The sequence below is a fragment of the Cryomorphaceae bacterium genome (assembly GCA_017798125.1).
GTDB lineage: Bacteria > Bacteroidota > Bacteroidia > Flavobacteriales > ECT2AJA-044 > ECT2AJA-044.
In genome coordinates this window covers 1893755-1917821 of the sequence record CP059070.1, presented here as the reverse complement: position 1 = coordinate 1917821, position 24067 = coordinate 1893755, and the positions used below count along the sequence as shown (strand labels likewise).

At 48.2% G+C, this 24067-nt stretch carries 24 protein-coding genes; 14 read left to right on the top strand and 10 right to left on the bottom strand.

Going from position 1 to position 24067, the window contains the following annotated elements:
• Positions 1–22 precede the first annotated feature (22 nt).
• Both fabG and HZ996_08415 read right to left on the bottom strand, forming a co-directional pair.
• Positions 23–769, bottom strand: coding sequence for a 3-oxoacyl-[acyl-carrier-protein] reductase (gene fabG / locus HZ996_08420; protein ID QTN39159.1), 747 nt, complete (start codon positions 767–769; stop codon positions 23–25).
• A gap of 33 nt (positions 770–802) precedes the next feature.
• A complete protein-coding gene (locus HZ996_08415; GenBank protein ID QTN39158.1) occupies positions 803–1297 on the bottom strand; it encodes a hypothetical protein in 495 nt (164 codons plus the stop codon).
• Positions 1298–1346: 49 nt separating this feature from the next.
• Here HZ996_08415 and HZ996_08410 point away from each other — a divergent pair, with 49 nt between their 5' ends.
• Positions 1347–2636 (top strand): MFS transporter, encoded by a 1290-nt coding sequence (locus tag HZ996_08410; GenBank protein QTN39157.1) that lies wholly within the window; start codon positions 1347–1349, stop codon positions 2634–2636.
• Here the strand turns inward: HZ996_08410 and HZ996_08405 are convergent.
• Both HZ996_08405 and sucD read right to left on the bottom strand, forming a co-directional pair.
• Positions 2617–3018, bottom strand: a complete 402-nt coding sequence (locus HZ996_08405) for a DoxX family protein (GenBank protein ID QTN39156.1) — start codon at positions 3016–3018, stop codon at positions 2617–2619. The two genes, HZ996_08410 and HZ996_08405, sit on opposite strands and share 20 nt — an antisense overlap.
• 79 nt (positions 3019–3097) lie before the next feature.
• Positions 3098–3967, bottom strand: coding sequence for a succinate--CoA ligase subunit alpha (sucD, locus tag HZ996_08400; protein QTN39155.1), 870 nt, complete (start codon positions 3965–3967; stop codon positions 3098–3100).
• A 158-nt stretch (positions 3968–4125) separates the two neighbouring features.
• Here sucD and HZ996_08395 point away from each other — a divergent pair, with 158 nt between their 5' ends.
• The 6 genes from HZ996_08395 (at position 4126) to HZ996_08370 (ending at position 9922) form a co-directional block, all read left to right on the top strand.
• Positions 4126–4878 (top strand): hypothetical protein, encoded by a 753-nt coding sequence (locus HZ996_08395; GenBank protein QTN39154.1) that lies wholly within the window; start codon positions 4126–4128, stop codon positions 4876–4878.
• 92 nt (positions 4879–4970) lie between these two features.
• Positions 4971–5342, top strand: coding sequence for a hypothetical protein (locus HZ996_08390; GenBank protein QTN39153.1), 372 nt, complete (start codon positions 4971–4973; stop codon positions 5340–5342).
• Position 5343: 1 nt separating this feature from the next.
• On the top strand, positions 5344–6726 hold the full coding sequence (gene mnmE, locus HZ996_08385) for a tRNA uridine-5-carboxymethylaminomethyl(34) synthesis GTPase MnmE (GenBank protein ID QTN39152.1): 1383 nt from the start codon (positions 5344–5346) through the stop codon (positions 6724–6726).
• A 154-nt stretch (positions 6727–6880) separates the two neighbouring features.
• Positions 6881–8158: a HAMP domain-containing histidine kinase gene (locus HZ996_08380; protein ID QTN39151.1), complete on the top strand. Its 1278-nt coding sequence runs from the start codon at positions 6881–6883 to the stop codon at positions 8156–8158.
• Positions 8158–8535: a response regulator gene (locus HZ996_08375; GenBank protein ID QTN39150.1), complete on the top strand. Its 378-nt coding sequence runs from the start codon at positions 8158–8160 to the stop codon at positions 8533–8535. The genes HZ996_08380 and HZ996_08375 overlap by 1 nt, the downstream gene beginning before the upstream one ends.
• Before the next feature lie 52 nt (positions 8536–8587).
• The gene (locus HZ996_08370) at positions 8588–9922 is read left to right on the top strand and encodes a transglutaminase domain-containing protein (protein QTN39149.1); all 1335 of its coding nucleotides are present in this window, start codon (positions 8588–8590) and stop codon (positions 9920–9922) included.
• Positions 9923–9943: 21 nt separating this feature from the next.
• Here HZ996_08370 and HZ996_08365 read toward each other — a convergent pair whose 3' ends face one another.
• Entirely contained in the window at positions 9944–10258 is a 315-nt protein-coding gene (locus tag HZ996_08365; protein ID QTN39148.1) for a hypothetical protein, read from the bottom strand.
• Between the two features lie 112 nt (positions 10259–10370).
• Between HZ996_08365 and HZ996_08360 the strand changes: the two genes are divergently transcribed.
• Complete coding sequence (locus HZ996_08360) at positions 10371–10736, top strand: hypothetical protein (GenBank protein ID QTN39147.1); 366 nt, start codon at positions 10371–10373, stop codon at positions 10734–10736.
• Positions 10737–10738: 2 nt separating this feature from the next.
• On the opposite strand, the gene HZ996_08355 is transcribed toward HZ996_08360, so the two are convergent.
• The 3 genes from HZ996_08355 to HZ996_08345 are packed head-to-tail and all read right to left on the bottom strand — an operon-like array spanning position 10739 to position 15017.
• The gene (locus HZ996_08355; GenBank protein QTN39146.1) at positions 10739–11665 is read right to left on the bottom strand and encodes a glycosyltransferase family 2 protein; all 927 of its coding nucleotides are present in this window, start codon (positions 11663–11665) and stop codon (positions 10739–10741) included.
• A 14-nt stretch (positions 11666–11679) separates the two neighbouring features.
• The gene (locus HZ996_08350; GenBank protein ID QTN39145.1) at positions 11680–12195 is read right to left on the bottom strand and encodes a hypothetical protein; all 516 of its coding nucleotides are present in this window, start codon (positions 12193–12195) and stop codon (positions 11680–11682) included.
• Positions 12196–12251: 56 nt separating this feature from the next.
• Complete coding sequence (locus HZ996_08345; GenBank protein ID QTN39144.1) at positions 12252–15017, bottom strand: T9SS type A sorting domain-containing protein; 2766 nt, start codon at positions 15015–15017, stop codon at positions 12252–12254.
• Between the two features lie 137 nt (positions 15018–15154).
• Between HZ996_08345 and trxA the strand changes: the two genes are divergently transcribed.
• On the top strand, positions 15155–15526 hold the full coding sequence (trxA, locus tag HZ996_08340) for a thioredoxin (GenBank protein ID QTN39143.1): 372 nt from the start codon (positions 15155–15157) through the stop codon (positions 15524–15526).
• A 45-nt stretch (positions 15527–15571) separates the two neighbouring features.
• On the opposite strand, the gene HZ996_08335 is transcribed toward trxA, so the two are convergent.
• The gene (locus HZ996_08335) at positions 15572–16342 is read right to left on the bottom strand and encodes a hypothetical protein (GenBank protein ID QTN39142.1); all 771 of its coding nucleotides are present in this window, start codon (positions 16340–16342) and stop codon (positions 15572–15574) included.
• 65 nt (positions 16343–16407) lie between these two features.
• Between HZ996_08335 and rffA the strand changes: the two genes are divergently transcribed.
• The 4 genes from rffA to HZ996_08315 are packed head-to-tail and all read left to right on the top strand — an operon-like array spanning position 16408 to position 22873.
• The gene (gene rffA, locus HZ996_08330; protein ID QTN39141.1) at positions 16408–17541 is read left to right on the top strand and encodes a dTDP-4-amino-4,6-dideoxygalactose transaminase; all 1134 of its coding nucleotides are present in this window, start codon (positions 16408–16410) and stop codon (positions 17539–17541) included.
• Positions 17538–18998: a glycosyltransferase family 39 protein gene (locus HZ996_08325; GenBank protein QTN39140.1), complete on the top strand. Its 1461-nt coding sequence runs from the start codon at positions 17538–17540 to the stop codon at positions 18996–18998. Before rffA ends, HZ996_08325 begins: the two co-directional genes overlap by 4 nt.
• A gap of 33 nt (positions 18999–19031) precedes the next feature.
• Positions 19032–21803, top strand: a complete 2772-nt coding sequence (locus tag HZ996_08320) for an outer membrane beta-barrel protein (protein QTN39139.1) — start codon at positions 19032–19034, stop codon at positions 21801–21803.
• Between the two features lie 38 nt (positions 21804–21841).
• On the top strand, positions 21842–22873 hold the full coding sequence (locus HZ996_08315) for a hypothetical protein (GenBank protein ID QTN39138.1): 1032 nt from the start codon (positions 21842–21844) through the stop codon (positions 22871–22873).
• Between the two features lie 6 nt (positions 22874–22879).
• Here HZ996_08315 and HZ996_08310 read toward each other — a convergent pair whose 3' ends face one another.
• On the bottom strand, positions 22880–23596 hold the full coding sequence (locus HZ996_08310; GenBank protein ID QTN39137.1) for a DUF2490 domain-containing protein: 717 nt from the start codon (positions 23594–23596) through the stop codon (positions 22880–22882).
• 139 nt (positions 23597–23735) lie between these two features.
• On the opposite strand from HZ996_08310, the gene HZ996_08305 reads away from it, so the two are divergent.
• Positions 23736–24005: an RNA-binding protein gene (locus tag HZ996_08305; protein QTN39136.1), complete on the top strand. Its 270-nt coding sequence runs from the start codon at positions 23736–23738 to the stop codon at positions 24003–24005.
• The last annotated feature ends 62 nt before the right edge of the window (positions 24006–24067 follow it).

Genomic DNA, 24067 nt, shown 5'->3' with positions numbered 1-24067 from the left:
CAACCCGTTTTTGGGGTCATTATTACGTCAACATACCACCGTCTACGTTGAGCACCTGACCGGTCACATACGTACTCAGGTCAGATCCCAGGTAGACACAGGCATTCGCGATGTCTTCTGGCGTTCCGCCACGCTTCAATGGAATGGCGTCTCTCCATCCTTGAACGGTGGCCTCGTCCAGTTTCGCGGTCATTTCTGTTTCAATGAATCCCGGAGCAATTACATTACAACGGATACTGCGCGATCCTAGTTCTAGGGCGACAGATTTACTAAACCCAATGATTCCTGCCTTGGAGGCGGCGTAGTTGGCCTGACCTGCATTTCCTTTAACCCCTACAACGGAGCTCATGTTAATGATAGACCCACTTCTCGCCTTGAGCATCGTGCGTTGAACTGCCTTCGTCAAATTGAATACAGACTTCAAATTCACTTCAATCACACGATCGAAGTCTTCCTCGCTCATGCGCATCAACAAACCGTCTTTGGTAATTCCAGCATTGTTGATGAGAATATCGATGGCTCCAAAGTCTTCAAGCATGTTTTTGATCAATTCTTCTGCTTGATCAAATTGAGATGCATCCGAACGGTATCCTTTCGCTTGAACACCGTATTCAGACAGTTCTGCCGCAAGAGCCTCTCCTGCTTCAACGGAGCTTAAATAGGTGAACGCTACGTTGCAACCGTGCTTGGCATACGCGTGAGCAATTCCATTTCCAATTCCACGAGAAGCTCCCGTGATCAATGCTGTTTTTCCTTCGAGCAATTTCATAGATGTGGGTTTTGAAGGCACAAAGATAGTATTCTATGGAGGTTCCGCGAACCTAGTAAAGTCAATGACATCGAAGTAGTGCTTTTCATCTAGTTTATAGGTTTTATAACCCATTCGAGCGATGAGTAGACCGGCTACCACAAAACCCGAAGCTACGATGTAACTATTCTGCTCTAAGCCAAGCGGTTCATTATTGATCAATTGGTTTACGGTCAGAATCCCGGCAAAAACGACACCTGCAGCCGAGACTGTAAATCCATTGGCGATAACGGCCTTATTGTACTTTCTAATCTTGTAAATGGAATCCAAGGCCACACGGCTACCACTGATGTAGATCGCTTTTGGGGTAATCACACCCAGGACCCCCGCGATCTCCCGGTCTCCATGAGTAAACACTTTGATATCGTCACCAGCCTTAAATCGTCCCGTCTTGGCGCTCTGCTTCTTCTTGACCAATAGCAATGCAGATTGACTGTAACACAAGGTTGAAGTCAGCATAAAGAGGACAAACAAGAGTCTTCTGATCATGGGTTCAAGGTAGTAAAGTGCGCGGAGGAATTTATGTACCTTCGACCGCATGTCGGCACAATACCGTAACGCATGGCTCAATCCAAAATTGAGGCCTTTGATCATTCTGATCATTACCGGAGAGATTATTTTCTTTCTGCCTTTTGTTCTGGCTCGAGTTTTTCGACCTACTCTATTGGAAGTCTACGACTTAACCAATCTCGAACTGGGCGCCTGTTTTTCCGTGTACGGTTTTGCAGCACTAACTTCATATCTCTTTGGCGGGATAATCGCCGATCAATTTGAGTCGAGAAAATTGATTGCATTGGCCTTGTGGACAACCAGCTTCGGAGGGTTCTACGCTGCGAGCATTCCGTCCTTTACCGGTTTGCTCGTCCTTTACGGCTACTGGGGGATTACCACCATCTTTCTCTTCTGGGCGGCCATGATTCGCGCCACCCGTGAATGGGGAGGTGTAGAGAATCAAGGAAAGGCCTTTGGATTTTTGGAAGGTGGACGCGGCTTGGTCGCGGCTATAGTCAGTGGAATCGCCTTGTTGTTCTTCACGTGGTTTATGGGAGAGAAAGACACCTTTGAGCCCATTCAAAGGAGAGAAAGCTTTCAAATTATATTAATACTCACGTCTGTCCTCGTTTTCAGCACCGGCTTATTGACGTACTACGGCTTACCCAAATCGAAACCGCTTGGATCCGATCCCGGAGCTTCAAAACTCTCCATTCAGAGCCTTATTCGCGTCAGTAAAATACCCTCGGTTTGGCTTCAAGCACTGATTATTCTCTGCGCATATGTCGGCTACAAGATTACGGATGACTACTCCTTATTTGCCAATCAAGTACTGGAGTTGAATCAAATTGAATCGGCAGGAATCGCCACCATTTCGCTCTGGCTCCGACCCATATTCGCCGTCTCAGCCGGTTTATTGGCCGATCGATGGCTACCGGACCGCGTCATTAGCTGGGGTTTTGCTCTTATGGCCCTCAGTGGAGGATTCATCTTCATGGGCTGGTATTCCGACGCAGCTTGGATCGCCTACACCTTTTTGGCCACCGCGCTCGTTGGAATTTACGGTCTTCGCGGCGTTTATTTTGCCATTATGAACCGAGGAGCGATTCCGTTCGGATTGACCGGAACCGCAGTAGGCCTCGTTTCACTGCTCGGATATACGCCCGATATATTCCTCAGCCCCATTATGGGCTACTTGCTCGACACATATCCTGGAGCTAGGGGTCACGAAATGATTTTCGGTTTACTCGGAACCGTAGGCTTGCTCGGCTTCATAACAAGCCTCTTCTTTGGACGATACACCAAGCCGATTACCTCTATGCCCGAGGGCGAGTGAAGTAGAATAGTTCGTAGCGGCGAATCCAGGTCAAAATAGCAGCAGAACCAGCGAGAATCACCGGGCGAACCACCATTCCGGGTTCCAAATTCATAAGATAAACGCCGATAGCGCCAATCATTAATGCCGTAAAGCCTATACCGGCGTATGGACGCAAGCCTTTAATCAAGAGCGCAACAGCTCCTAGGATTTCAAGTGAGCCCACAAAGTACTGGAGCCAGATGGGAAGTTCCCAGCTCGCGAAGCGTCCATCCCAAAAGACATTAGTCAACTCTCCACTGACTTCAATGGGGAAAATCTTTGAAGCTCCAGAAAAAGCGAATAGAGCGAAAAGGAGGATCGATAGGATCCAGCCAACGATGTTTGTGATTCGAGTTTTCATAACAACAGGTATTTACCCTGAAGTTAAGACATCATCAGCAGTTAAAATATGAGATATGTTAGGTTGAATGGACTGAGCCTTAGCCAATTACTTCGGCCATTTTTTGACCGATGTGAGCCGGAGAATCCACCACGTGAATTCCGCAGTCACGCATAATGGCCTTTTTGGCTTGCGCCGTGTCTTCGGCTCCACCGACGATGGCCCCGGCATGCCCCATAGTACGTCCCGCAGGAGCTGTTTCTCCAGCAATGAATCCAACTACGGGCTTGTTCCCATTTTCTTGAATCCACTGAGCTGCCATAGCTTCCAGGTTTCCACCAATCTCACCGATCATCACGATTCCGTCGGTATCAGGATCGTTCATCAGCAGTTCAACAGCCTCTTTTGTGGTGGTTCCGATGATTGGGTCCCCTCCAATACCGATAGCCGTTGAAATACCCAAACCTGCTTTGACAATCTGATCAGCAGCTTCGTAGGTCAAAGTTCCAGACTTAGACACAATTCCAATGCGCCCCGTCTTGAAAACAAATCCGGGCATGATCCCAACCTTTGCCTGACCTGCGCTAATCACTCCAGGACAGTTTGGCCCAATCAAGCGACAGTCTTTATCCGAGATGTACTGCTTTACCTTTGACATATCCTGAACAGGAATACCCTCGGTAATGGTCACGATAACCTTAATGCCTGCATCAGCAGCCTCCATGATGGCGTCAGCGGCAAATGCGGGCGGCACAAAAATGATGGACACGTCCGCTCCCGTAGCCTCAACAGCATCTGAAACCGTGTTATATACCGGACGATCTAGGTGGCTTTGCCCTCCTTTCCCCGGAGTCACTCCTCCGACGACATTGGTTCCGAATTCGATCATTTGTCCGGCGTGAAAGGTCCCTTCACTCCCGGTAAATCCTTGTACGATGATTTTGGAATCGCTGTTAACGAGTACGCTCATTTTTGTGTAGTTTTTTATTGTGTGCTCAATAGCCACGGCAAAAATAGACCATAGCAGAGGTATTACAAAGTTTTTTGACCAAGGTTCTTTCGAACGGTAAATGGCTCGTTGCTCGGAATCCTTATCTTATTGGTCCTAACCAAAATATCCTCCTTATCATGTGTTTAAAAAAAGTTCTTCAACTCGCCTTGGCTGCCTTCCTCGTTATGAGTATTTCTGCACCCCAGTCCGCTGCGCAGGGCGTACCCGTTTCAACCATTAATCTAGAAGACCTCGAAGGTAAATACTTCACTGGTGGAAGTTTGAATCTAGGGACCCGACAGATTGGAATGGTCGGAGCAGACAATCCCAACAACAACGGTTTCGGAGTTGGTATTGATGCATACGTTGGTAAATTTGCCACCAATCGATTGGCTTATGGATTGAATGTGGGATACCAGTACAACAGCTTCACTTCTTTACCCGACACGGACTTAGAGACCACTTCCAGCGACAATCTTTTTAACGTTGGGGTATTCGGTCGTGCATACAGCAATCCTTGTGCTCCAAATGTCAATGGATACCTTCAAGGAGAAGTTGGCTTCGGATTCGGAAATCAGAAATTCACCGACAATTCCGGAGACGAGACCATTGATGGACTAAACGACTTTCGTATAGGTGTTGTGCCCGGAATCGTTTTGTACCCTACCGATCACATCATGCTGGAACTTCAATACGGCTTCTTGGGCTATACGAGCCGCAGAACAACCTACGACGATATCAGCACGGGTGAGGAAGTTCAAGACTACAGCCGGTGGGGTGGATTTGATTTCGACGCAAAAACCCTGACCATTTGCTTGATGTACATCCTTCCCTATCCCTCATGGAACGACAAAATGAACGACTCCTTTGACGGCTTCGGTAAGTTCTAAAACCGTTGATATTCATTATTCAGAACTCCGTGAGTGCGAACTTGCGGAGTTTTGTTATTTTTCAGGAAACCAAAAACCCATACCCTATGTGGATGCTACAACGCTCGCGACTTTCTGCCCTGCTCCTACTCCTTTTCTCCCTCATCGTGCTTTACATTTTGCCCGTGGCTGAAATCAATCCGACCATGGTCGCCTTTGTCATTTGCCTGTTTGCGACCATCATTGTGGCTTTCGCCTCTTCGGAATTATTTCACCGGATCGACATTGACCAGATGAAGTACAAGTACACCATAAGCGGCGCCTTGGGTATCGTCGTTGGAATCATCGTGTACTTTTCTCTTAAAGATTCTGACTTTTTCACCTTGCGATGGGTGAATACCTATGGGAAAGAAGCCATGCTCATCGTAAATTTGCTGTGTGCTTTGTACATCTTCTTCTACAAAGGCAAAAGCTCAGAAGCCTGATTTGGAAATCCTCGAACCCATTGTAGCCCTCTCCTCTCCCCCTGGCATGGGCGCTATCGCGCTGATTCGCTTATCCGGAAAGGATGTTATTGAATTGACTTCTTCAGTATTTGGCCCTCACGGGCCGATGAAAGACCTCAGCGACGCTCCAGGGTACAGCATGGTATTCGGCAAGATTCGCGATGGTGAAGAAATCATCGATGAAGTCATGGTCGGTGTTTTCCGAGGCCCAAAGAGCTACACGGGTGAAGATGTTATAGAGGTTTCTTGTCACGGATCCACCTATATCCAAGGGAGGCTCATTGACCTTTTTCTCGACCGAGGTGCTCGAATGGCGGATCCAGGAGAGTTCACGCTCCGCGCCTTTCGCAACGGAAAGATGGACCTTAGTCAGGCCGAAGCTGTGTCGGACTTGATTTCTTCAGAGAGTGCAGCAGCACATCAAGTGGCCATGCAGCAAATGAGGGGTGGCTTTAGCTCTGAGCTCGCATCGCTCCGTGAGGAGCTGATTCACTTCGCCAGCATGATTGAGCTCGAATTGGACTTCGCAGAAGAAGAAGTAGAGTTTGCCAATCGCGAGCAGCTACAGGAATTGATTGAGCGAATCAAATCCGTGCTCGTCAAGCTGATCGACTCTTTCGCTCTGGGGAATGTGATTAAAAACGGGATTCCGATTGCTATCGCCGGGGCGCCCAATGCGGGTAAATCTACTTTGCTCAACGCTTTGTTGAATGAGGAACGCGCTATTGTCAGTGAGGTTGCCGGAACAACGCGAGACACGATAGAGGACGAAATCGTGCTGGGTGGGATTTCGTTCCGATTCATTGACACCGCAGGGATTCGTGAGACCAAGGATGTTGTTGAGTCCATTGGTATCAAGAGAACGTTTGAAAAAATAGATCAAGCTAGAGCTGTCATCTACCTATTTGACGCGGCCCGTGAACACGGAGAAGTACATCAGGAACTAGACACTATAAAAGAGCGCATTGGAGACAAAGAGTTGCTCGTTTTAGGCAATAAGGTAGACCTTGCCAATGAACAAGCGCTCAAAGAGGAATTCGAAAACAGACCTCACTTCTTTCCCATCAGCGCTTTGAATAGAACTGGAATCGATGAGCTTCAAGACCACCTTATTGGTCTGGTCAATACGGGTGCCTTGAGCTCGGGAGATACAGTGGTGACCAACCGTCGTCATCATCGAGCACTAGTCAGCGCCTTGGAGAGTATTCATCGCGCCGAAGGCGCCATGCATCAAGGACTCAGCGGAGACCTCATGGCGCAGGATATCCGCCAAGCACTCTTTCACCTAGGAGAAATCACCGGAGAAATCACAACCGACGACTTGTTGGGGAACATCTTCAGTAAGTTTTGCATCGGAAAGTGACCTATTAGAGAATTTGTCTCTTTATTAGAATTATTCTCATTTATAGAGTCTTTTGATTCTAGCCGACTCTCACCTATTGCCCTTATATCAAGGGGTTCACGCAAATCCATGATTTTGGAATCAACTTTGAAGCTTTCACATCAAAATGAAAGAAATGATGGTGAAGAGGCTTCAGAATATTACCCTAGTAGAAGAAAGTAGCAACAAACTCGGACAGAGAATTGCGGCCATGATGGTCTTTTTCTCAGCCACTTGGATTCCGCTCTGCTATTTCTATGAAGCCTACCTCCTTCTCTCCCTCGTATGCCTAGAAGTTCTTGGATACATCGTCATCTTTCTACTCTTTCTCAAGGGGCATGTGCGAACTGGGAAATTCTTCCTAGCCTTTTGGTTCAATCTTGTCATTCTTATCGGCACATCGGCCATGATGCCCAAAGACGGCTCCATTATGCTTCTAGCGGGAGCTATGGCTTACGCATTGGCCATTTACGCTTCACCATCGGACCGAAGCAAACGATGGTTCTTCGTGATGCTCTCCTTCTTTATAGGAACCACGATCCTATACACGAACTACAATATTCTTTCCTTGCCCAAGGCGGATTTCAGTCCTTATGGACAACTCATCAACCTCTTCACCACCTTGGCCATTATCGCAGGAACCAGCCTAACTCAGGTGAGGCTTAATAACTCTTTAGTATACGACCTTCAATCGGCTAAGAATCGAGCAGAGCGCGCCAGCAAGGCGAAATCGGAATTCTTGATGAATCTATCGCATGAAATAAGAACACCGTTGAACGGTATCGTTGGGACCAGTCAAGCTATAGCAGAGAATCCGAGCGCCGGATATGTCGAAGATATGATTCAGGTCCAGGGCAAGAGCATCGAAAGACTTACGCAATCCCTAGAATCCTTAATGCGAATCGCCAAAATTGATGCCCTTGAGGAGGAGTACCAGGCGGTTGAGTTTGATCCGATTCCTATAGTTGAGCGCGTTTACTTACGTTTTGAGCGGAAGGCCAAAAAGAAAGGCTTGCTGTACTTCATCAAACTCCCACCTAACCCGGTGCGAATCGCTGGAAATGAGGAGCTCTTCGAAGAATCATTGGGAAACTTGTATTCAAATGCTCTAAAATTCACGACCAAAGGTCATGTGTATACTGTGGTTCAATTCCACGACAATACGCGAGAGCTATCCATCTCGGTTTGCGATTCAGGTGTGGGTATATCCGATTCTTTTAAGGATGAGATCTACGAGCCCTTCGCCCGTGAAATTGTGGAAAGTAATGGCCGGTATGAAGGTGTTGGCCTCGGACTGACCATCACCAAGAAGATCACGGAACTCATGTTTGGGAAACTGGAGTTCCACTCCCGTAAAAATCAAGGAACGAGTTTCACCATGCTCTTTCCTACGCTAAAAGCAAGCAACTCTTAATGCCGCACATCGTATACATCGAAGACAACGAAATCAACGCTACCGTATTCAAGCATCTGATGTCCCCTCTCTACCCTGTTCGCCTATACGAAAGCGGGGAATCCTATTTCAAGGAGATGGGCAATGAATGTGCCGATTTACCCATCATCTATTTCTTAGACCTCAATCTTGGGCGTGGGCGAATGAGCGGCAAAGAGATCTTGGATAAACTCAATGAGCTTGAATGCACTCGGGTCGTGCCCAAAGTGGCCTTCACGGCATACGCTTTTGACTCAGACGAAATGCAATATATTGAGGAGCAGGGATTTAACGCTTGTTTGAGTAAACCAGGACTCAAGAACAGAATGGTTGAAGTTTTTCAGCGTCTGGTGGAATAGGTTAGCTTGAGTTCCTTTCCGTACTTTTCCTGCGGAACTGAATCTTACAAACGTGATCCGATTTTTCATCCCCCTACTCTTAGCGTGCGCTTTCGCCTGCACACCCAAATCCCCGACCCAATCAATAGAAAAGCCACAACGCAAAGCTACGGTCGTTGATGTGGAGCGTGGAATACGCCAGCATATCAAGCGTGAAACGGAGAAGAATAATGGCTTTTTTGCACTGAAAAACGACAGCACAGATCTCTCACTACGACTCGTTCGTGTACATACCGAGTACTTATCTGTATTGAGTAAAGGCCAGTACTTCGCCTGTGTCGATCTTGCCGATGAGCATGGTGACGTTTACGACGTTGATTTCTTTCTTTCAGGAAATCCGGAGCAGATGGATGTCACCGAAACCACCGTTCACAAGCTAAACGGAAAGCCCTATTACGCGTGGAAACAAAATGAAGACAAAACATGGGGCCGAGTTCCTACTCAAGGCGCATCCTCTGCGCTCATGGGGGTTGTTGAAGGGGCAGACCACTTCACGTTCGAGTATCGGGTCGTTCTTCCCGTTATAGAAGATGAGGCAGAACTCTGGATTCCATTGCCCAATAATGATCCCTATCAAAACATAAGCTTGGAGCAAATCTCAAGCCCGGTGAAGGAGCAAATTCTTGAGGCCTCAGAATCGGATAGCAGAGCCTTTTACTTTACGCTTGGCCCAGATCAAAGTGAAGACACCGTAACGATCGTGTACGACGTTCAGCGCAAAGAAAAAGGACCATATGCCGCGAGCGAAACTGATTTCTCACCCTTTTTAAATAGCAGCCTACTCCTTCCGACCGGAGGACAGTTTGCGGCAATTGTCGATTCCGTATTGGAAGACCACTGGGAAGAAAGCAAACTGGTCCAAGGCAGAGCGCTCTACGACTACGTGGTGGACAACGTTCGATACGCCAAACAAGGAAAATACGGAACAGGGGATGCCGTTTACGCTTGCGACTCCAAATCGGGGAACTGCACAGAGTTCCACTCCCTATTTATATCGCTTGCTAGGACCGCGGGAATACCTGCGCGTTTTGCCATTGGAGCTGCGATACCCTCAAATAGGGACGAAGGTGGTGTAGATGGCTATCACTGTTGGGCTGAATTCTATGCAGAGGAACAGTGGTGGCCCGTGGACATCAGTGAAGGAAACAAGTACAGTGCCCTCTCAACCTATTACTTTGGACACCATCCAGCGAATCGGATCGAGTTTTCACGAGGGAGAGATTTAGTCTTCAACCCAGGACCTACAAACGGAAAAATTCCCTTCTTCGCTTACCCTGTGTTCGAGATGAACGAACAGGAAGTAAAGATTGCAACAACCTTTACCTATAGGCGAAAAAGGGAATCCTAGTTACTCGAGTCGAGCCCTAGATTACTCCGGGTGCTCGTTAGCTTCTTCAGCTTCAGCCTCAGCTCCTTCACCTTCTCCTGCTTCTTCAGCAGCTGGGTGCTCGTCACCGGCCTCTTCTGCGTGCTCTTCTCCATGCTCCTCAGCATGCTCTTCAGCATGTCCTTCAGCGTGGTCTTCTGTAGCCGCCTCAGCTTCTTCCATTACTTCTTCAACTTGATCTCCTTCAGCATCGGCCTCAGCAGCGCCACCGCCGCAAGAAGTCAAAGTCAAAGTGGTCAAAAATCCGAGAGCAAAAACAGCAAGCGTAAACGCGCGAGTGAAAAGTACTTTTTTCATGGTCTAAATAAATTAAGTTTCTCCTGGCGGCCGAAGGTAACTAAAAAAGAAGAACAGCAGTGGACATGCTGGATACGAATGTGTATTTTACCCGGTATAAATCAATATGATCATGAAAAAATTACTACTCACCCTTAGTTTTGCCCTTGCCTCTACCGCCCTATTCGCGCAAATGCCCAGTTTGAAAAGCATGGGACTTGATCCAGCCAAACAGACCGACATGCTGATGGAACAGCTGGCGGCTAAAATCGAAATGTCGGACGAGCAAGTCACGAAGTTGACCAATATCCACACCGACTTTTTTAAGGCCGCAGACAAGATTATCGACAGTGGAACCATGGATCAAATGAACAGCCTATTGGGGGACAATGACAAAAAGGTTCAAGGGGTATTGGGAAAAGCTGATTTTGTCAAATACAAGGAGGTCACCAAACAGACTACAGGCGCATTACTCGACAAAATGAAGGGGAAAAAGTAGAACTAGGCGTTTTTGCCAACTTCTTCGCGCACGATATACAAGGGACGCCGTTCAACGGTGTTAATAATGCGAATGAGGTACTCGCCGAGAACGCCCAAAGTAAACAACACAAGCCCTCCGATAAAGAGAACGCTGACAATGACCGAGGTCCATCCCACAGTCTCGATGTCAAAGAATAGCTTTTTATAGATGAAGTAAATCCCAAGCACAAAGCTAAAGAGTGCTATGGTGATACCTAGGTTACCGATATACCTTAAGAGCAGGCTTGAGTTGTTGATAAGCAAGTTCTTGAACAACCGGAACATGCTCCGGAGCGTATACCCTGTCTTTCCCTCGGAACGGTCAAAGTGACCCACGGGAACCCCGACAATATCCTTAGTGACGTAAAACATCATGGCCGGTAGAAACGGGTACGGAGTTCGAACCAATTGAAGCATATTCTCCACGGTTTCTCTACGAATCAGCCGGAACGCAGAAAGGCGAAGCCCTTTTGGCTTATCCAGAATAATTCGATCAAATCGAGCCTTCACCCAACTGAAGAATCTTTTGCTCAGGGTATGTTTTTTTTCCTGAAGTTGGCCAATCACCACATCGTGATTGCGCTCTTGAATCAACTTCGGGATGTCCTCTGGTGCGTGCTGACCGTCGTCATCCATGGTAATGACCCAGTCACCAAGAGCGTGCTCCAGGCCACAAATAGTTGCAGCCTGTTGTCCAAAATTGCGTGTCAGGCGAATAGCACGGACATTGGGCTGAGCACTTAATTCTAGGAGCTTAGGCCAAGTCTTAGGGTTTGGACTGCAATCATCGACGTAGACCAACTCAAAGGACGCGTCAAGACCGCTAAAGACCGCTGTAAGGCGATCCGTCAAATCACCTAAACTATTCAGGCTATTGTAAACGGGTATGACAACGGAATACTGAGGCAAGAGAAGATTCCCTATCAGAAATCAAACTCGGTGACGCGTTCACCGCTGCGACGATCCCAGTCGATAAAGGTGATGTGGATCTCGTAGATCGACATCATGGTAGAGGGCTCATTCCAGTCGCGCTGCCCTTTGACCACATAATGTTCGGATCCTCGATTGAAGGTAATTTCGGTGATCCAGCCGTCCATCATTTCGCGCTCGAGCATCTTCTCGGTGTACGGGTGGTTCATTTCGGCTTCAAAGCCTTCGGAAATACGCTTGTGGTACAAGTCAACCACCAGCTCCGCAAGTGCTGGGATATTCTCGGATTCCAAATCCGCCGTCATGGACAGGGGCTGCCCTTCGCGGTTATACTGACGGTGGAGCTCTACCCAGAACTGACCTTTTTCATTCTTCACTAAAACGCTGTCCTTTCCTTCGTAGAACTCGAACAAGCGATCAATCGCGGGACGATCATCCCCGTAAGCGTTGCTTTGAGCATAAACCATGGATCCCAAAAGGATCGCTGCGAGTACCAATACTTTCTTCATGAGTTGGGTTGTTTGACGCTAAAATAAAAAAAGCCCCGACGAATCGGGGCTTCTCCTTAGTGCTGAACCAAAATTTTATGGGTTTCGTAGGTGTGGTCACCGGCAATGCGGAGCATGTATAGACCGTTCGGAAGTGCCTCCGTGGAGACCGGACCCGTCCGACCGGATGAAGCATCGTGCCGTGAGGCACTCAAAACTCTTCCCTGCATATCCAACCACTCCAAGCGCAACTCCTCTTCCGTTCCGTCCGAATGAATGAAGATGCTGCCTACGGCAGGATTCGGGAACACCGTCAAGCGGGCATCCGTGCTGCTGAGCTCCTCTTCTAGCCCGATGGTTGGCGACTCGATCGGCTGGTCAAAGTACAACACGTACTGACCAGGAGCCAAATTCACATCCGCGGTTGGATCGCTTACCACGATGCTATCACCCGTGAAGTACTCGTACCAAGTTCCGGCATGTTGGAATTGCGGGTTGGTCGTGGACGCGGTTACCGCAAAGTTCCCCAAAAGCACTCCATTGATCGATGGGCCGTTCAGGTGGAGCTTTTTCACAGCTCCATTAAAGTTGTAGCCGAAATCGGTGGTGTGCATGATAGACTGCTCATTGCGGAGCTTGAGTAAGGCGGCAATGTTGTTGTATACCGCTTTGCGTGCCGGCTCATCGTAGTACTGCCATAGAATTGGCTTGTTGCACACGCGGCAGGGGTCGTCAATACTGATATCGTATCCGAGCTCGCCAAACATCCACATCATTTTCGGGCCCGGATGCGCCAAACCAAAAATGTGCGTCAAGGTCGTTCTTCCCAGTGCTGTATTGAGATCTTTAACATCGTGGTCCACGTTATTAGAATTCCCGAAGGTGAGGTTCTTGAACATGATACGCTCTTCATCATGCGATTCTGGGAAGGTCACCAAGTGTGCATCATTCCAACCTCGGAACTGATAGACTGCACCGTTGAAATTGCTGGAACTCACCCAACCCATAGCCGCTTCTTGATACTGATGGGTCGCTTGTCCCCAAAGCATCATGCCGTAGTCGCTCAATTGAGATTCCTCGTTGTTGTCCGCCCAGTGCTCTAGAATGATATAGGCCTCTGGGTTTACCGCCCAGACGGTGTCGGCCATTCGCTTCAGCAGTTGAATGCGTGTATTGTCATAGCTCACATCACCGGTATTGGTGAACCCTTTGGTGAAGTCATACCGTACTCCATCAATCTTGAATTCCTCGAACCAGTATGTATTTACGCGGTCAATAAAGTCCTGCGTGGCCTGAGCCGTATGGTCAAAATCATTACCCCAACAATTGGGTGGATGCGGACAATCCGTGTTGTACCAAGGGTTGTTGCTTGCAGGTTTGTTCCCGGCTTCGTCCCAATACATTTGAGCCAGTGGACTCTGTCCAAAACTGTGGTTGAATACAAAGTCCATGATGACCGCAATCCCTCGACCGTGGCAACTGTCAATAAAGGCCTTGTACGCGTCGATGGTACCGTAGTACTTGTCTAGGGCCATGTGGAAACTCGGGTTATATCCCCAGCTCTCGTTCCCTTCGAACTCACTATTGGGCATCAACTCAATAGCATTAATTCCCAGATTTTGAATGTAATCAAGAGTATCAATCAGGACTTGATAGCTGTGCTCATCGGCGAAGTCGCGAATCAGCAGTTCGTATATGTTGAGTTCCGTTTGATCCGGTTTGGAATAGCTCGTATTCTGCCAAGAATAAGGCGTCTTTCCAGGGAACATCAAGGTCGCGATACCCGTCGTCAAACCTGTTGGATAAGGGTGAAGGTTAGGATAGACACTTGAAGGGATCCAAGGGTCGTTGAACGGATCCAAAACCACCTCTGAATAAGGATCCGCAATGCGCAGGTTTCCGTCAATGAGATACTGGAAGCCGTATTCCTGGCCAGGCGTTAAGCCGTCTATTTGAATCCACCACTTCTGACCACTTGGGTCTTTGTGCATGTAGAAAAGAGAATCGGGCAACCAGCCGTTGAAATCTCCGATGACGTAAATATTGTTTTTGAATGGAGCGTGCAATTGCAGAATGACGGTGGAGTCATTGACGTAGTTGATCCCGTCGACAATACCCGCTGGAGCAGGGATGATCTGAACGGCAGGATTCGCTACGTAATAGACCGTGTCCGTTACGGTGCTTGTCCCGTTATCTGCGACCAACTCTACCATGTGCTGGCCCGAACCACTTACGGTTTGTGTATGATTGATTTCCTGTGCACCGGTGACTTGAGCCACTTGAACTCCATTGTCGAATATGGTCAGCGTTGCACTTTCGTTGGATTTGGCAACGAAATCTATAGTCTGACCTTGGCCAAGAGTCTGTACAGATTCAGGAGTAAAGAACTTCGCCAAGAAGCCTGCATTGGCCGGGTAAATATCGTAGTAGATATCCGATCCATCACTGGCGCGGCCAACGGCATTACCCGCTTGGTCGCGGAAGACAAAGGCCAATTGCTGAACTACCGTCCCGGGTGAAAATCCGTAGTAGGTAGGAATGTGATAGCTGATCTCGTGCAGATTATTGCCCAGGGGGGTCATCAATGTGTTGGGGTCCGCAGTACCCCAATTACCTTGAACGTTCTGCCAGTCCGTCGGAGACGTAGAAGCATTCGTAATCAAACCCGCATGAGCGTAAATGGGAACCACTCCGACCAGCGCGCCATTTCCTTCGCTGGCGTCGTAGACAATAGTTACCGTATCGTTCTGAGTAGGAAAGGCAGGATCAATGTTTAGAATTTGACCCGTAACCGTGAGAAGAGATGTCATGAAGACACCTCCTAGGAGAATTAGTCGTTTCATAGTCCGTGTAAAGTGTAGAAGACCACAAATATACGACTAAGTGTACAGAATACACAATATGTCGGCTGTGCGACTTTGGTCACGCTTCAATCCCGGAAAAAAGCCCGATCTTTGCAGGGAATTAAAAAGCATATTTTATGCCTACTGTACAAATGACCACTCAAGACTTTAAGGATAAGGTCTTTGATTATACTGCGAGCAAAGAATGGGAATTTAAAGGAGACAAGCCGGCCGTGATCGATTTTTACGCCGATTGGTGCGGGCCTTGTCAAATGATTGCCCCAATTCTAGAAAAGCTCAGCGACAAATACGGAGATGATCTTGTGATCTACAAGGTGGATACTGAAAAGGAGATGGAGCTGTCTCAAGTATTTGGAATCCGTAGCATCCCGACCATGCTGTTCATCCCTATGGGCAAGCAACCCATGATGCAGCCTGGAGCTCTTCCGGAGAATGTGCTGGAAGAAGTGATCGAAAAAGAACTCCTTTCCGCTTCAACAGAAGCTTAAAAAGGACGACACTACTGATAAAGCCTCGCCTTTGGCGGGGCTTTTTTATTTCCGTTCCATCAAAAAGATCAAATTCATAGCGGTGGGTTTTCTATGGCTATTGAAGTGATTCTTGACCACGGGGATGTTTCCGATTTGGGTAGAATTATCCAAGTAGTACTCCGGATCACTAATTTGATCTCTCAATATCTGCTCTTGCATCGCCAAATGAAGGTTCTTTCCTCTATACTCGGGCGTTATGCTCGTCAAGACTCCTTTAAACAAGGGCAATCCATCACCGTACTCCCTTCTCAAGTAAATGAAGAAGCCTTCGAGCACTCCATCCCGATCCAACACCGAACAATAGCCGCCTTCTTCAAGGGAATTATCAATCCAAGCGGTGAACCACCGTTCGGAAGCGTCGGCTGGGAAAAAGGAGCTCCGAAATTTTGTGACCAGCTGCTTGGCCTGAATCAAGTACTTCTTGTTAAGCTCGTGAATTTGAGCTTTATCCGACGGGCTGTAGCTCCTTAGTTCGATTTCCTCCGGCAAATCATAGGGGTAGTGAGGCAGCTCCTCTCGCTTAAATCGAGTAATGAACTGAAAACGCGAATCCCACAATCTAAATCCCCGATCCTCCAAGGCCGGAGCTAAGAACAAGTAGCGCGCGTCTAGCTCACAATCGTACAATCCCTGTCCTGTTTCCTCGAAGAGCTCGTCGAGCCGCGAGGCAAAGTCCGGGATGTCCTCATACGACCATTTCCTTCTTTCAAGATCCAAAGACCACATGGCGCGATCAAAGAAATTACTTTCCCACTCCTTTTTTACAATTTTCATCTGACTTGTCCTTGGATTTTCACTGCTCTCGGCGGTCCTCAAAATTAGAATTACTTTTGGACTTCATGAGCGAACGAATTCCATTCAACAAACCCTACTTCACGGGAGCTGAAACGGCCTATATTGAAGAGGCTGTAGCCAATGGTAAAATTAGTGGAGACGGCGCCTTTACGGCGCGATGCCAAACCTGGTTCGAAGAAAGATATGGGTTTGGAAAATGTCTATTGACGACCAGCTGTACGGACGCTCTTGAAATGTGCGCACTATTGCTGAATCTGGAACCTGGAGACGAGGTCATTATGCCCTCTTACACCTTCGTTTCAACCGCCAATGCTTTTGTACTACGCGGCGCACAAATCGTTTTTGCAGATTCCCAAAAAGAGCAACCAAACTTGAATCACGAAGGGTTAGAAGCCCTAATTACGTCGCGAACCAAGGCCATTGTGGTCGTTCATTACGCCGGAATGGCCTGCGATATGGAAGCCATAAAAGGTCTTTGTGATGAACACAATTTATGCTTGATCGAAGACGCTGCCCAAGCCGTAGATAGCTTTTATGGCAATCAGGCACTCGGAAGTATTGGGCATTTGGCCACCTTCAGCTTTCACGAAACCAAGAACATCATGTCTGGCGAAGGTGGAATGTTGGTGATCAACGATCCACAATACACTAAACGTGCGGAAATCATTCGCGAAAAAGGAACCAATCGAAGTGCCTTTTTTAGGGGTGAAGTGGATAAGTACAATTGGGTCGATGTAGGCTCCTCCTTTCTTCCGTCAGACATCATTGCAGCAATCTTGTTCGCGCAACTTGAGCAGCTGGACGATATTCAAAAACAGCGCAAGGAACACTGGGAGCGCTACTACGAGGCACTATCTCCTCTTTCCAAAAAACTCGGATTTACCCTTCCTACACTGCCAAAAAAGGCAACCAACAACGCTCATATGTTCTACATCGTAGGACCTGACGTGCAATGGAGAGATCGGGCCATTCGGGCACTTCGCAGTGTCAATATGCACAGTGTCTTTCACTATATTTCCCTGCACCGAAGCCCATTCTTCAGTCCTAAACACGACGGACGCGAATTGCCCAACAGCGACCATTTCACCGATGGACTTCTTCGGCTACCTCTCTATTACGAACTCCCTGAATCAGCAGCGGCTACCGCGGCAAAGGCCTTGACCAGTGAATTCTCATGAAGTGGGATTTGAATAAATGGGCGCCTTTACTCGCTTTCTTAGGCGTGCTATTCTTTGTAGTTTCTCTGCCTTACAGGTGGCTGGATCATGATGAAGCGGTTCTTGGCGAGCATGCCTATTGGTGGTGGAAAACGGGGCAATACCGATCTGTTTTGCATTATGGACTTCCAAATGGCTGGGACCAACTCCTCTATTCCACACACAAGGCTTTTGTGCTTCTTGGATCGGCATCCATCTCCATTTTTGGATGGTCATTGACAGCGCTTCGGGGAATACCTCTATTTTTTGGGATTGTCGTCATTTTTCTTGTGCAGAAATACTTGCGCACAGAATTCGAAAACGACCGTGAATATTTGTATTGGCCAGTTACCCTTTTTCTTTTTCAAGCCATGTTTTTCACGGCTGCCTACCGCTTTCGTCCAGAAACCATGCTTATGACTTTTGGGTTTCTCAACTTTTGGCTTTTGGATTCATATTTCAAAACAGGCAAGTTCAAATATGTTGTTCTAGCTGGGATTTGCGCTGGCCTCGGACTGTTTACCCATTTGAACGGAGCTGCCTATGCCGGGGCCGGAGGGCTTCTTCTATGGAGTCGAAAAAAAATCGGGCCTTCTGTCGCCTACGGCATTCTCGGCATCGCTTTCGGGTCCTTGTACCTCCACAACATGTTGGGACCAGGTCAATTTGAAGAGTTCCTTGCGCAATACCGACAAAACCCGAATTTGAGTGAAGCCGATTGGCACTGGTACAGCCCTATGGTTAAAGCTTTAAGCGAGCATCTTCGCTTTTTCCACAGCGCACGTGAAGTCTCCACTTCCCTACTCTTACTCACCGCCCTGATTGGGTCGTGGAAGATCCTAAAGGAAGAGTGTTCTTCCTTACTTCGCTATTTCTTGTTTACGATACTCATCCTCGGAGCTCTTTCTCGTCAAACGCCGATATACTATATGATCTACCTCCCTTTCATTGTCGTCATAGTCTCCGTGCACCTACATCGATGGACTAGCTTGAGCAACATTTGGAAAGGAGCTACCTTATTCTTCTTGGCCGGCTTCCTTTTGATCAATTCATCCTTTTCTTGGGAACTGATCAGTCGGCGAACAAATACTGTGGCTAGAACAACGGAAATGGTGGCCTCCATTCCACAAGGGTCCAGCATCGTCGGACCTACCAGCCTTTTATTTAACGCTCTTGATGAAGGTTACGAAATCCGCAGTTTCAAGTCCTTTAAGTTCTTGGTTCGCAACTATCCCGACTATCCCGACACCTATGAGGGCCTAGTCAACTTCTTGGACGACACTGCGCCCGATTACATCATTTTGGATCACATTGACTACAACCAAGATGAATTTGGCGATTTCCGCGACCCTTCAGAACTGACTATGAGTGAGTCGGTTGGGTCATTCCAGGTAACCGAAACACACGAGGACTGGACGTTACTTCAGCGCATGCCTTAAACCCCTTGAACTTCGGGGCATCTTACCACGCGTATGAAGACAAAACACCTTTTGGCTTTTGCGGCGATCATCCTATCCGCTTCCCTCTTTGGGCAAGCCAATCACAACTTTACGGTCCGAGTTGTTGATGGCTCCTCTTCGGAACCTCTTACCGGAGCGAATACCCTAGTTTATCAAGACTCTTCCACAAACCTCATTTTTGGCAAGTCTTCCAATTCAGACGGTTGGTTAACTCTAGAGCTACCGGACGGTGAATATCGCCTTGAGACCTCTTTTGTCGGTTATCTGTCTGACAAGCGCACGGTCCAAATAGATCGACAAGATACCCTCATCCTCTCCTCACCCCGCACATCTGCTGAGCTCGATGAAGTGAGTCTAACGGACGAAATACAACGAGCTGAGCAAAATGGAGACACCGTCGCGTACAACGCGGACGCCTACAAGACCAATCCTGATGCAAATGCTCAAGATTTGGTAGAAAAAATGCCCGGAGTTGTGGTGAAGAATGGTCAGGTTCAAGCCCAGGGAGAAACGGTTCAAAAAGTCCTGGTGGATGGAAAGCCCTTCTTTGGTAATGACCCTAATGCAGCTTTGCAGAACATTCCTGCAGAAATGGTGAAGAAGATCGAAGTCTTTGACCAGCAAAGCGAGCAATCACAAGCCACGGGATTCGATGATGGAAACACCACGAAAACCATGAACATCGTGACCCGAGAAGGCTTTCGAAACGGGAACTTTGGGAACGTATATGGAGGTTATGGAACGGACGGAAGATATCAACTTGGAGGGGTTCTAAACCGCTTTAATGAGGATCAACGCATTACTGTTGTGGCTCAGAGTAACAACATCAATAATCAGAACTTCAGCGAAGAGGATTTAGCCGGGGTTTCTACTGGAGGGCAGCGAAGAGGTCCGCCAGGGGGCGGTGCTCGGGGCGGCGAGTCCAGCTTCACCGTGCCTCAACAGGGTGGAATCACCTCCACCAATGCCCTGGCCATCAACTATACCGACGATTGGGGCGACAAATGGCAATCCACCATGAGCTACTTCTTCAATCGTGCCGACAACAGTAATACCACGGATTTACGACGGATATATGTCCTTCCCGGGGATTCGGGCCAGGTTTACGAAGAATCCTCTAGGAGTGAAAGCACCAACATCAATCACCGCTTCAACGCTCGGATCGAATACGGGGGTCGAGAAACGAAGGACTTTGTACTGATTAGTCCCTCCATCACCCTCCAGCAAAACTTTGGCTTTTCAGATTTGGAAGGGCAAACCTATACGCCTGAAACGCCCATCAATAGCACGCTGAACAACTTCGATTCCGACTATACCGCGTGGAGTATAAATAACTTCCTCCTTTATCGCCGTCGATTTGAAAAGCTCGGGCGCTCTCTCATGATCAGTTCACGGCAGCAGTACAAGCCAACGGACGGAGAAAGCTTTCTGGAGACGGCAACCAATTACGAACTCAGCAATCGATCCGATTCCCTGGACCAGAGAAGTCTAATGGATGAAAGCGATGCCTCATGGAATGTCAACATTCGGTATACTGAACCTATTATGGGCACAAGTGCCCTGCTTCAACTTAATGCCCGGCACAGCGAAGAATACGGGACGAGCGACACGCGCACGTATAATTTTATCGACATAGACGATGATTACAGCGATCTCGACACTGCCTTGAGCAATGTCTTTGACAGTCGCTATGTTCAAGACGAAGTTGGAGGAGGAATTATGCTTCGCGGTCGCCGACATTTTCTTATAACGTCATTGAATTACCAATGGGCGAGCCTGGCAAGCGAGCAGACTTTTCCTGCCGTAGGCAGCCTGGATAAAAACTTTACGGCTTTTGTTCCTTTCGCTATGTGGCGTTACCGCAAGAGCAGAAATAACACCCTTCGCGTATTCTATAGGGCCAATACCTCGGCGCCAAGTGTTTCACAGCTTCAAAATGTAGTGGACAACTCCAACCCCATTCAGCTATCGGTGGGTAATCCAGATTTGGACCAGCAGTATACCCACAGTCTTTCGGCCCGATGGAACCTCAACAATCCCGACAAAAATCGAATTACCTATTTACTTGTGCGCGCTACAGCGGTTAATGACTATGTCGGGAACAGCACTATTTACGCGTCTGCCGATACAACCCTGCCGAATGGGATCATTCTGGATCGCGGAACGCAGCTCACCACAGCGGTGAATCTCGACGATCGCTACACCGCCAAGGTTCTGTACACCTATGGAATGCCGTTCAAACCCCTGAGGTCCAACCTGAATTGGAGTATTGGAGCGGATTGGGCGCAAACACCCGGTCTGATCGATGGAGAGCTCAACCTAGCGCGCAGCACCAGCGCCGAGTTTACACTAGCCCTGAGCAGCAACATCAGTGAGCGCGTGGATTTTTCCGTGACGAGTATCACGAGCTTCAACGACGTTCAAAACACCCTAAACACAGGTCTTAACGACCAATACTGGAACCAAAACACTAAGGCGCGAATCTACTATCAGCCTACCGATCGGTTGGTTTTCCGAACAGAACTCAGTCATCAGCTCTACGCGGGACTTACAGACGGATTCGATGATCAATTCATGCTGTGGAACGCGAGTATTGGCTGGAAACTCTTCGACCAAAACCAGGGCGAATTGCAGTTGAGCATGTACGACTTGCTTGGTCAAAACACCAGCATTTCCAGAACCGTGAGTGACGCCTATTACGAAGACAGCACCACCGAAGTCCTGCAGACCTACGTCATGCTTACCTTTCGTTACCGCATACGTGATTTTAACGTAGACCAGTAAGTTCACTATCTTGGCCGGGTAACCAAGTCATTTGCTTCATGAGGAAATTGCTACTCCTGGCCTTAGCAGTGGGTCTTTTTAGTCATACCCGTGCACAAGTAGTCGCGGATCGGCCTGTAGTCGTCATCGACAGCTCACAAATCACGACCTACCCTTACGTTTTCCCTATTATGGGTCAGCGCGTCCAGAATATGGGCTTCAACCTACCCCTACCACACGGGATCATGCTAAACACGATCACCGGGACGCAAAAGCTTGAACTTCAGAATCTTGAAGTGGGCTTTAACAACTCCGAGATGTTCAATCTGGACAGCATCATATCCTTTGACCAGGTGAATGTTTACGCGACTACCGTGAACCTACGGTTCGATACTTGGGTCCTTCCTTTTCTCGATATCTACGGTCTGGCCGGATACAACTTCAGCAATATTGACGTGCGCATCCTAGACCCCATTCAAATCGAAACGAATCCCACCACGGACGGTGCCTATTTAGGACTTGGGGCTACACTCGCTGGAGGAACGGGTCCTATGTTTTGGTCTTTTGATGGTAATCATGTCTGGACCTTTTCCGACAAACTAGAGAAACCGGCCACCCTCCTGACGATGGGTGCTCGCGCTGGCCCCATCTGGCGTATCAAAAACAAACCTCAGCAAAACCTCGTGCTATGGGGAGGTTTCCTCTACTCCCATCTCAATAGCGAAACAGTTGGCCGTATCGGTTGGTCTGAAGTCTTTCCTGGAGGACGTGTCGAAGAGATTCAAACAAGGCTAGAGGATTGGTATACCTCACTTCCCGACTGGAAGCAACAGGCGTACGAGAATATCTACAATCGCCTTCAGGACGGTCTGGATGAAGTTCAAGAAAACGTGGACAATAGCACGATTGCCTACCAAATGGAGAAGAAGATTGTCCGCCCAATCAACCTGATCATCGGTGGACAATGGCAAATCAGCCCAGAATGGCAGTTGCGCGGAGAGATGCAAATTTTAGGAGATCGAACCATTGGGCTGCTCAGTATCAATTGGCGATTCGGCCTACCGGGCCAAAACTTGTTCGCGGAAAAGTAGTAGGACTCAGCGAGCAGGAATACGCAAGTGAACCGCAGTTAACCAAGTCGGATTCTGCTGAGTTCCCCCACCGGCGAGCTCTAAATACTGCTGTTGCCAGCCCGTTTGAACGGCCAATCGGTCCGAAACTTTGTACTTGGCGCTGATGTACAGCCAATTTTGGTTGACACCTTGCGGAACCAAGAACTGATTCGTTCCAAAAAAGACCTCATCGTAGACCACAACACTCCAAGGTCCGGATCCTATTGGATGCTCAAGAGTCAACCGGTACCGAAAACGGTTGCCATAGGTGTAGCCATCTTTCCCCACTCCTCCCATTTCATCCAGCACAATTCGCTGTTGCCAACGATGTTCCATACGAAGGCGATGAGAGAATTTAAGACGATTCCAGGTGTGGTTGATCATGACCTCTTCCCAGAGGTTATTCTCCGCAAAATCGGTCGCAATGGGTTGCGCACCATACGGATAACTGTGGATATAGGTGTATCCCGCGGAAAAAATAAAGTGGGAACTCAAGACATAACTGACCTGGGGTCGAAAGAGGAATTGCTGAAAGGTGGATACGCCATCGGTGAAGCGAAGATGGACCTCCGTATTGAGAAACCACTGATCATTGAGATCGTATCTCCCGTTGTATAGCCCCCAAACAGAGGGGTTCACGTCCTGAGACCGAACACCTAAAGCGAGGGTCATGATGAGTGCGATCGCTGTGATTTTCTTCATGACCCCAAGGTAATGCAAACCATCCTTAACCTTAAAGAATCACGAAGGCAACAGAAGGATAATGAGGAGAAATCCGCATTTTGTCGGGCGTACAAGGCAAAAGACTACCTTTGGGCCGTATAATTTTTGTCTTATTATTATGAATATTTTTGTAGGAAACCTTCCTTTTCGCCTGGACGAATCTGATTTTCGCGGGTTGTTCGAGGAGTACGGGGAAGTAGCTTCGGCTAAAATCATTATGGACCGCGAAACCGGTCGCTCACGTGGCTTCGGTTTTGTTGAAATGACCAATGACGACGAAGCGAATGCGGCAATCGAAGGCCTTAACGAGGCTGAAGTTCAAGGCCGTAACATCCGAGTGAATCAAGCAGAAGAACGCGCTCGCCGTCCGCAGCGTCCTCGCTACTAAGCTGCCGTTCTTTAATTAGGATATTTCAGCCGCTCCCTTTAAGGAGCGGCTTTTTTATTGCC

Coding starts and splice junctions, on each gene's coding strand:
- HZ996_08335 (QTN39142.1), bottom strand. CDS start 16,342: ATGAAAATTGTAAAAAAGGAGTGGGAAAGTAATTTCTTTGATCGCGCC.
- HZ996_08405 (QTN39156.1), bottom strand. CDS start 3,018: ATGAAAACTCGAATCACAAACATCGTTGGCTGGATCCTATCGATCCTC.
- HZ996_08395 (QTN39154.1), top strand. CDS start 4,126: ATGTGTTTAAAAAAAGTTCTTCAACTCGCCTTGGCTGCCTTCCTCGTT.
- sucD (QTN39155.1), bottom strand. CDS start 3,967: ATGAGCGTACTCGTTAACAGCGATTCCAAAATCATCGTACAAGGATTT.
- HZ996_08375 (QTN39150.1), top strand. CDS start 8,158: ATGCCGCACATCGTATACATCGAAGACAACGAAATCAACGCTACCGTA.
- trxA (QTN39143.1), top strand. CDS start 15,155: ATGCCTACTGTACAAATGACCACTCAAGACTTTAAGGATAAGGTCTTT.
- fabG (QTN39159.1), bottom strand. CDS start 769: ATGAAATTGCTCGAAGGAAAAACAGCATTGATCACGGGAGCTTCTCGT.
- HZ996_08415 (QTN39158.1), bottom strand. CDS start 1,297: ATGATCAGAAGACTCTTGTTTGTCCTCTTTATGCTGACTTCAACCTTG.
- HZ996_08365 (QTN39148.1), bottom strand. CDS start 10,258: ATGAAAAAAGTACTTTTCACTCGCGCGTTTACGCTTGCTGTTTTTGCT.
- HZ996_08325 (QTN39140.1), top strand. CDS start 17,538: ATGAAGTGGGATTTGAATAAATGGGCGCCTTTACTCGCTTTCTTAGGC.
- HZ996_08310 (QTN39137.1), bottom strand. CDS start 23,596: ATGAAGAAAATCACAGCGATCGCACTCATCATGACCCTCGCTTTAGGT.
- HZ996_08320 (QTN39139.1), top strand. CDS start 19,032: ATGAAGACAAAACACCTTTTGGCTTTTGCGGCGATCATCCTATCCGCT.
- rffA (QTN39141.1), top strand. CDS start 16,408: ATGAGCGAACGAATTCCATTCAACAAACCCTACTTCACGGGAGCTGAA.
- HZ996_08360 (QTN39147.1), top strand. CDS start 10,371: ATGAAAAAATTACTACTCACCCTTAGTTTTGCCCTTGCCTCTACCGCC.
- HZ996_08315 (QTN39138.1), top strand. CDS start 21,842: ATGAGGAAATTGCTACTCCTGGCCTTAGCAGTGGGTCTTTTTAGTCAT.
- HZ996_08350 (QTN39145.1), bottom strand. CDS start 12,195: ATGAAGAAAGTATTGGTACTCGCAGCGATCCTTTTGGGATCCATGGTT.
- HZ996_08345 (QTN39144.1), bottom strand. CDS start 15,017: ATGAAACGACTAATTCTCCTAGGAGGTGTCTTCATGACATCTCTTCTC.
- HZ996_08390 (QTN39153.1), top strand. CDS start 4,971: ATGCTACAACGCTCGCGACTTTCTGCCCTGCTCCTACTCCTTTTCTCC.
- HZ996_08410 (QTN39157.1), top strand. CDS start 1,347: ATGTCGGCACAATACCGTAACGCATGGCTCAATCCAAAATTGAGGCCT.
- HZ996_08380 (QTN39151.1), top strand. CDS start 6,881: ATGATGGTGAAGAGGCTTCAGAATATTACCCTAGTAGAAGAAAGTAGC.
- HZ996_08305 (QTN39136.1), top strand. CDS start 23,736: ATGAATATTTTTGTAGGAAACCTTCCTTTTCGCCTGGACGAATCTGAT.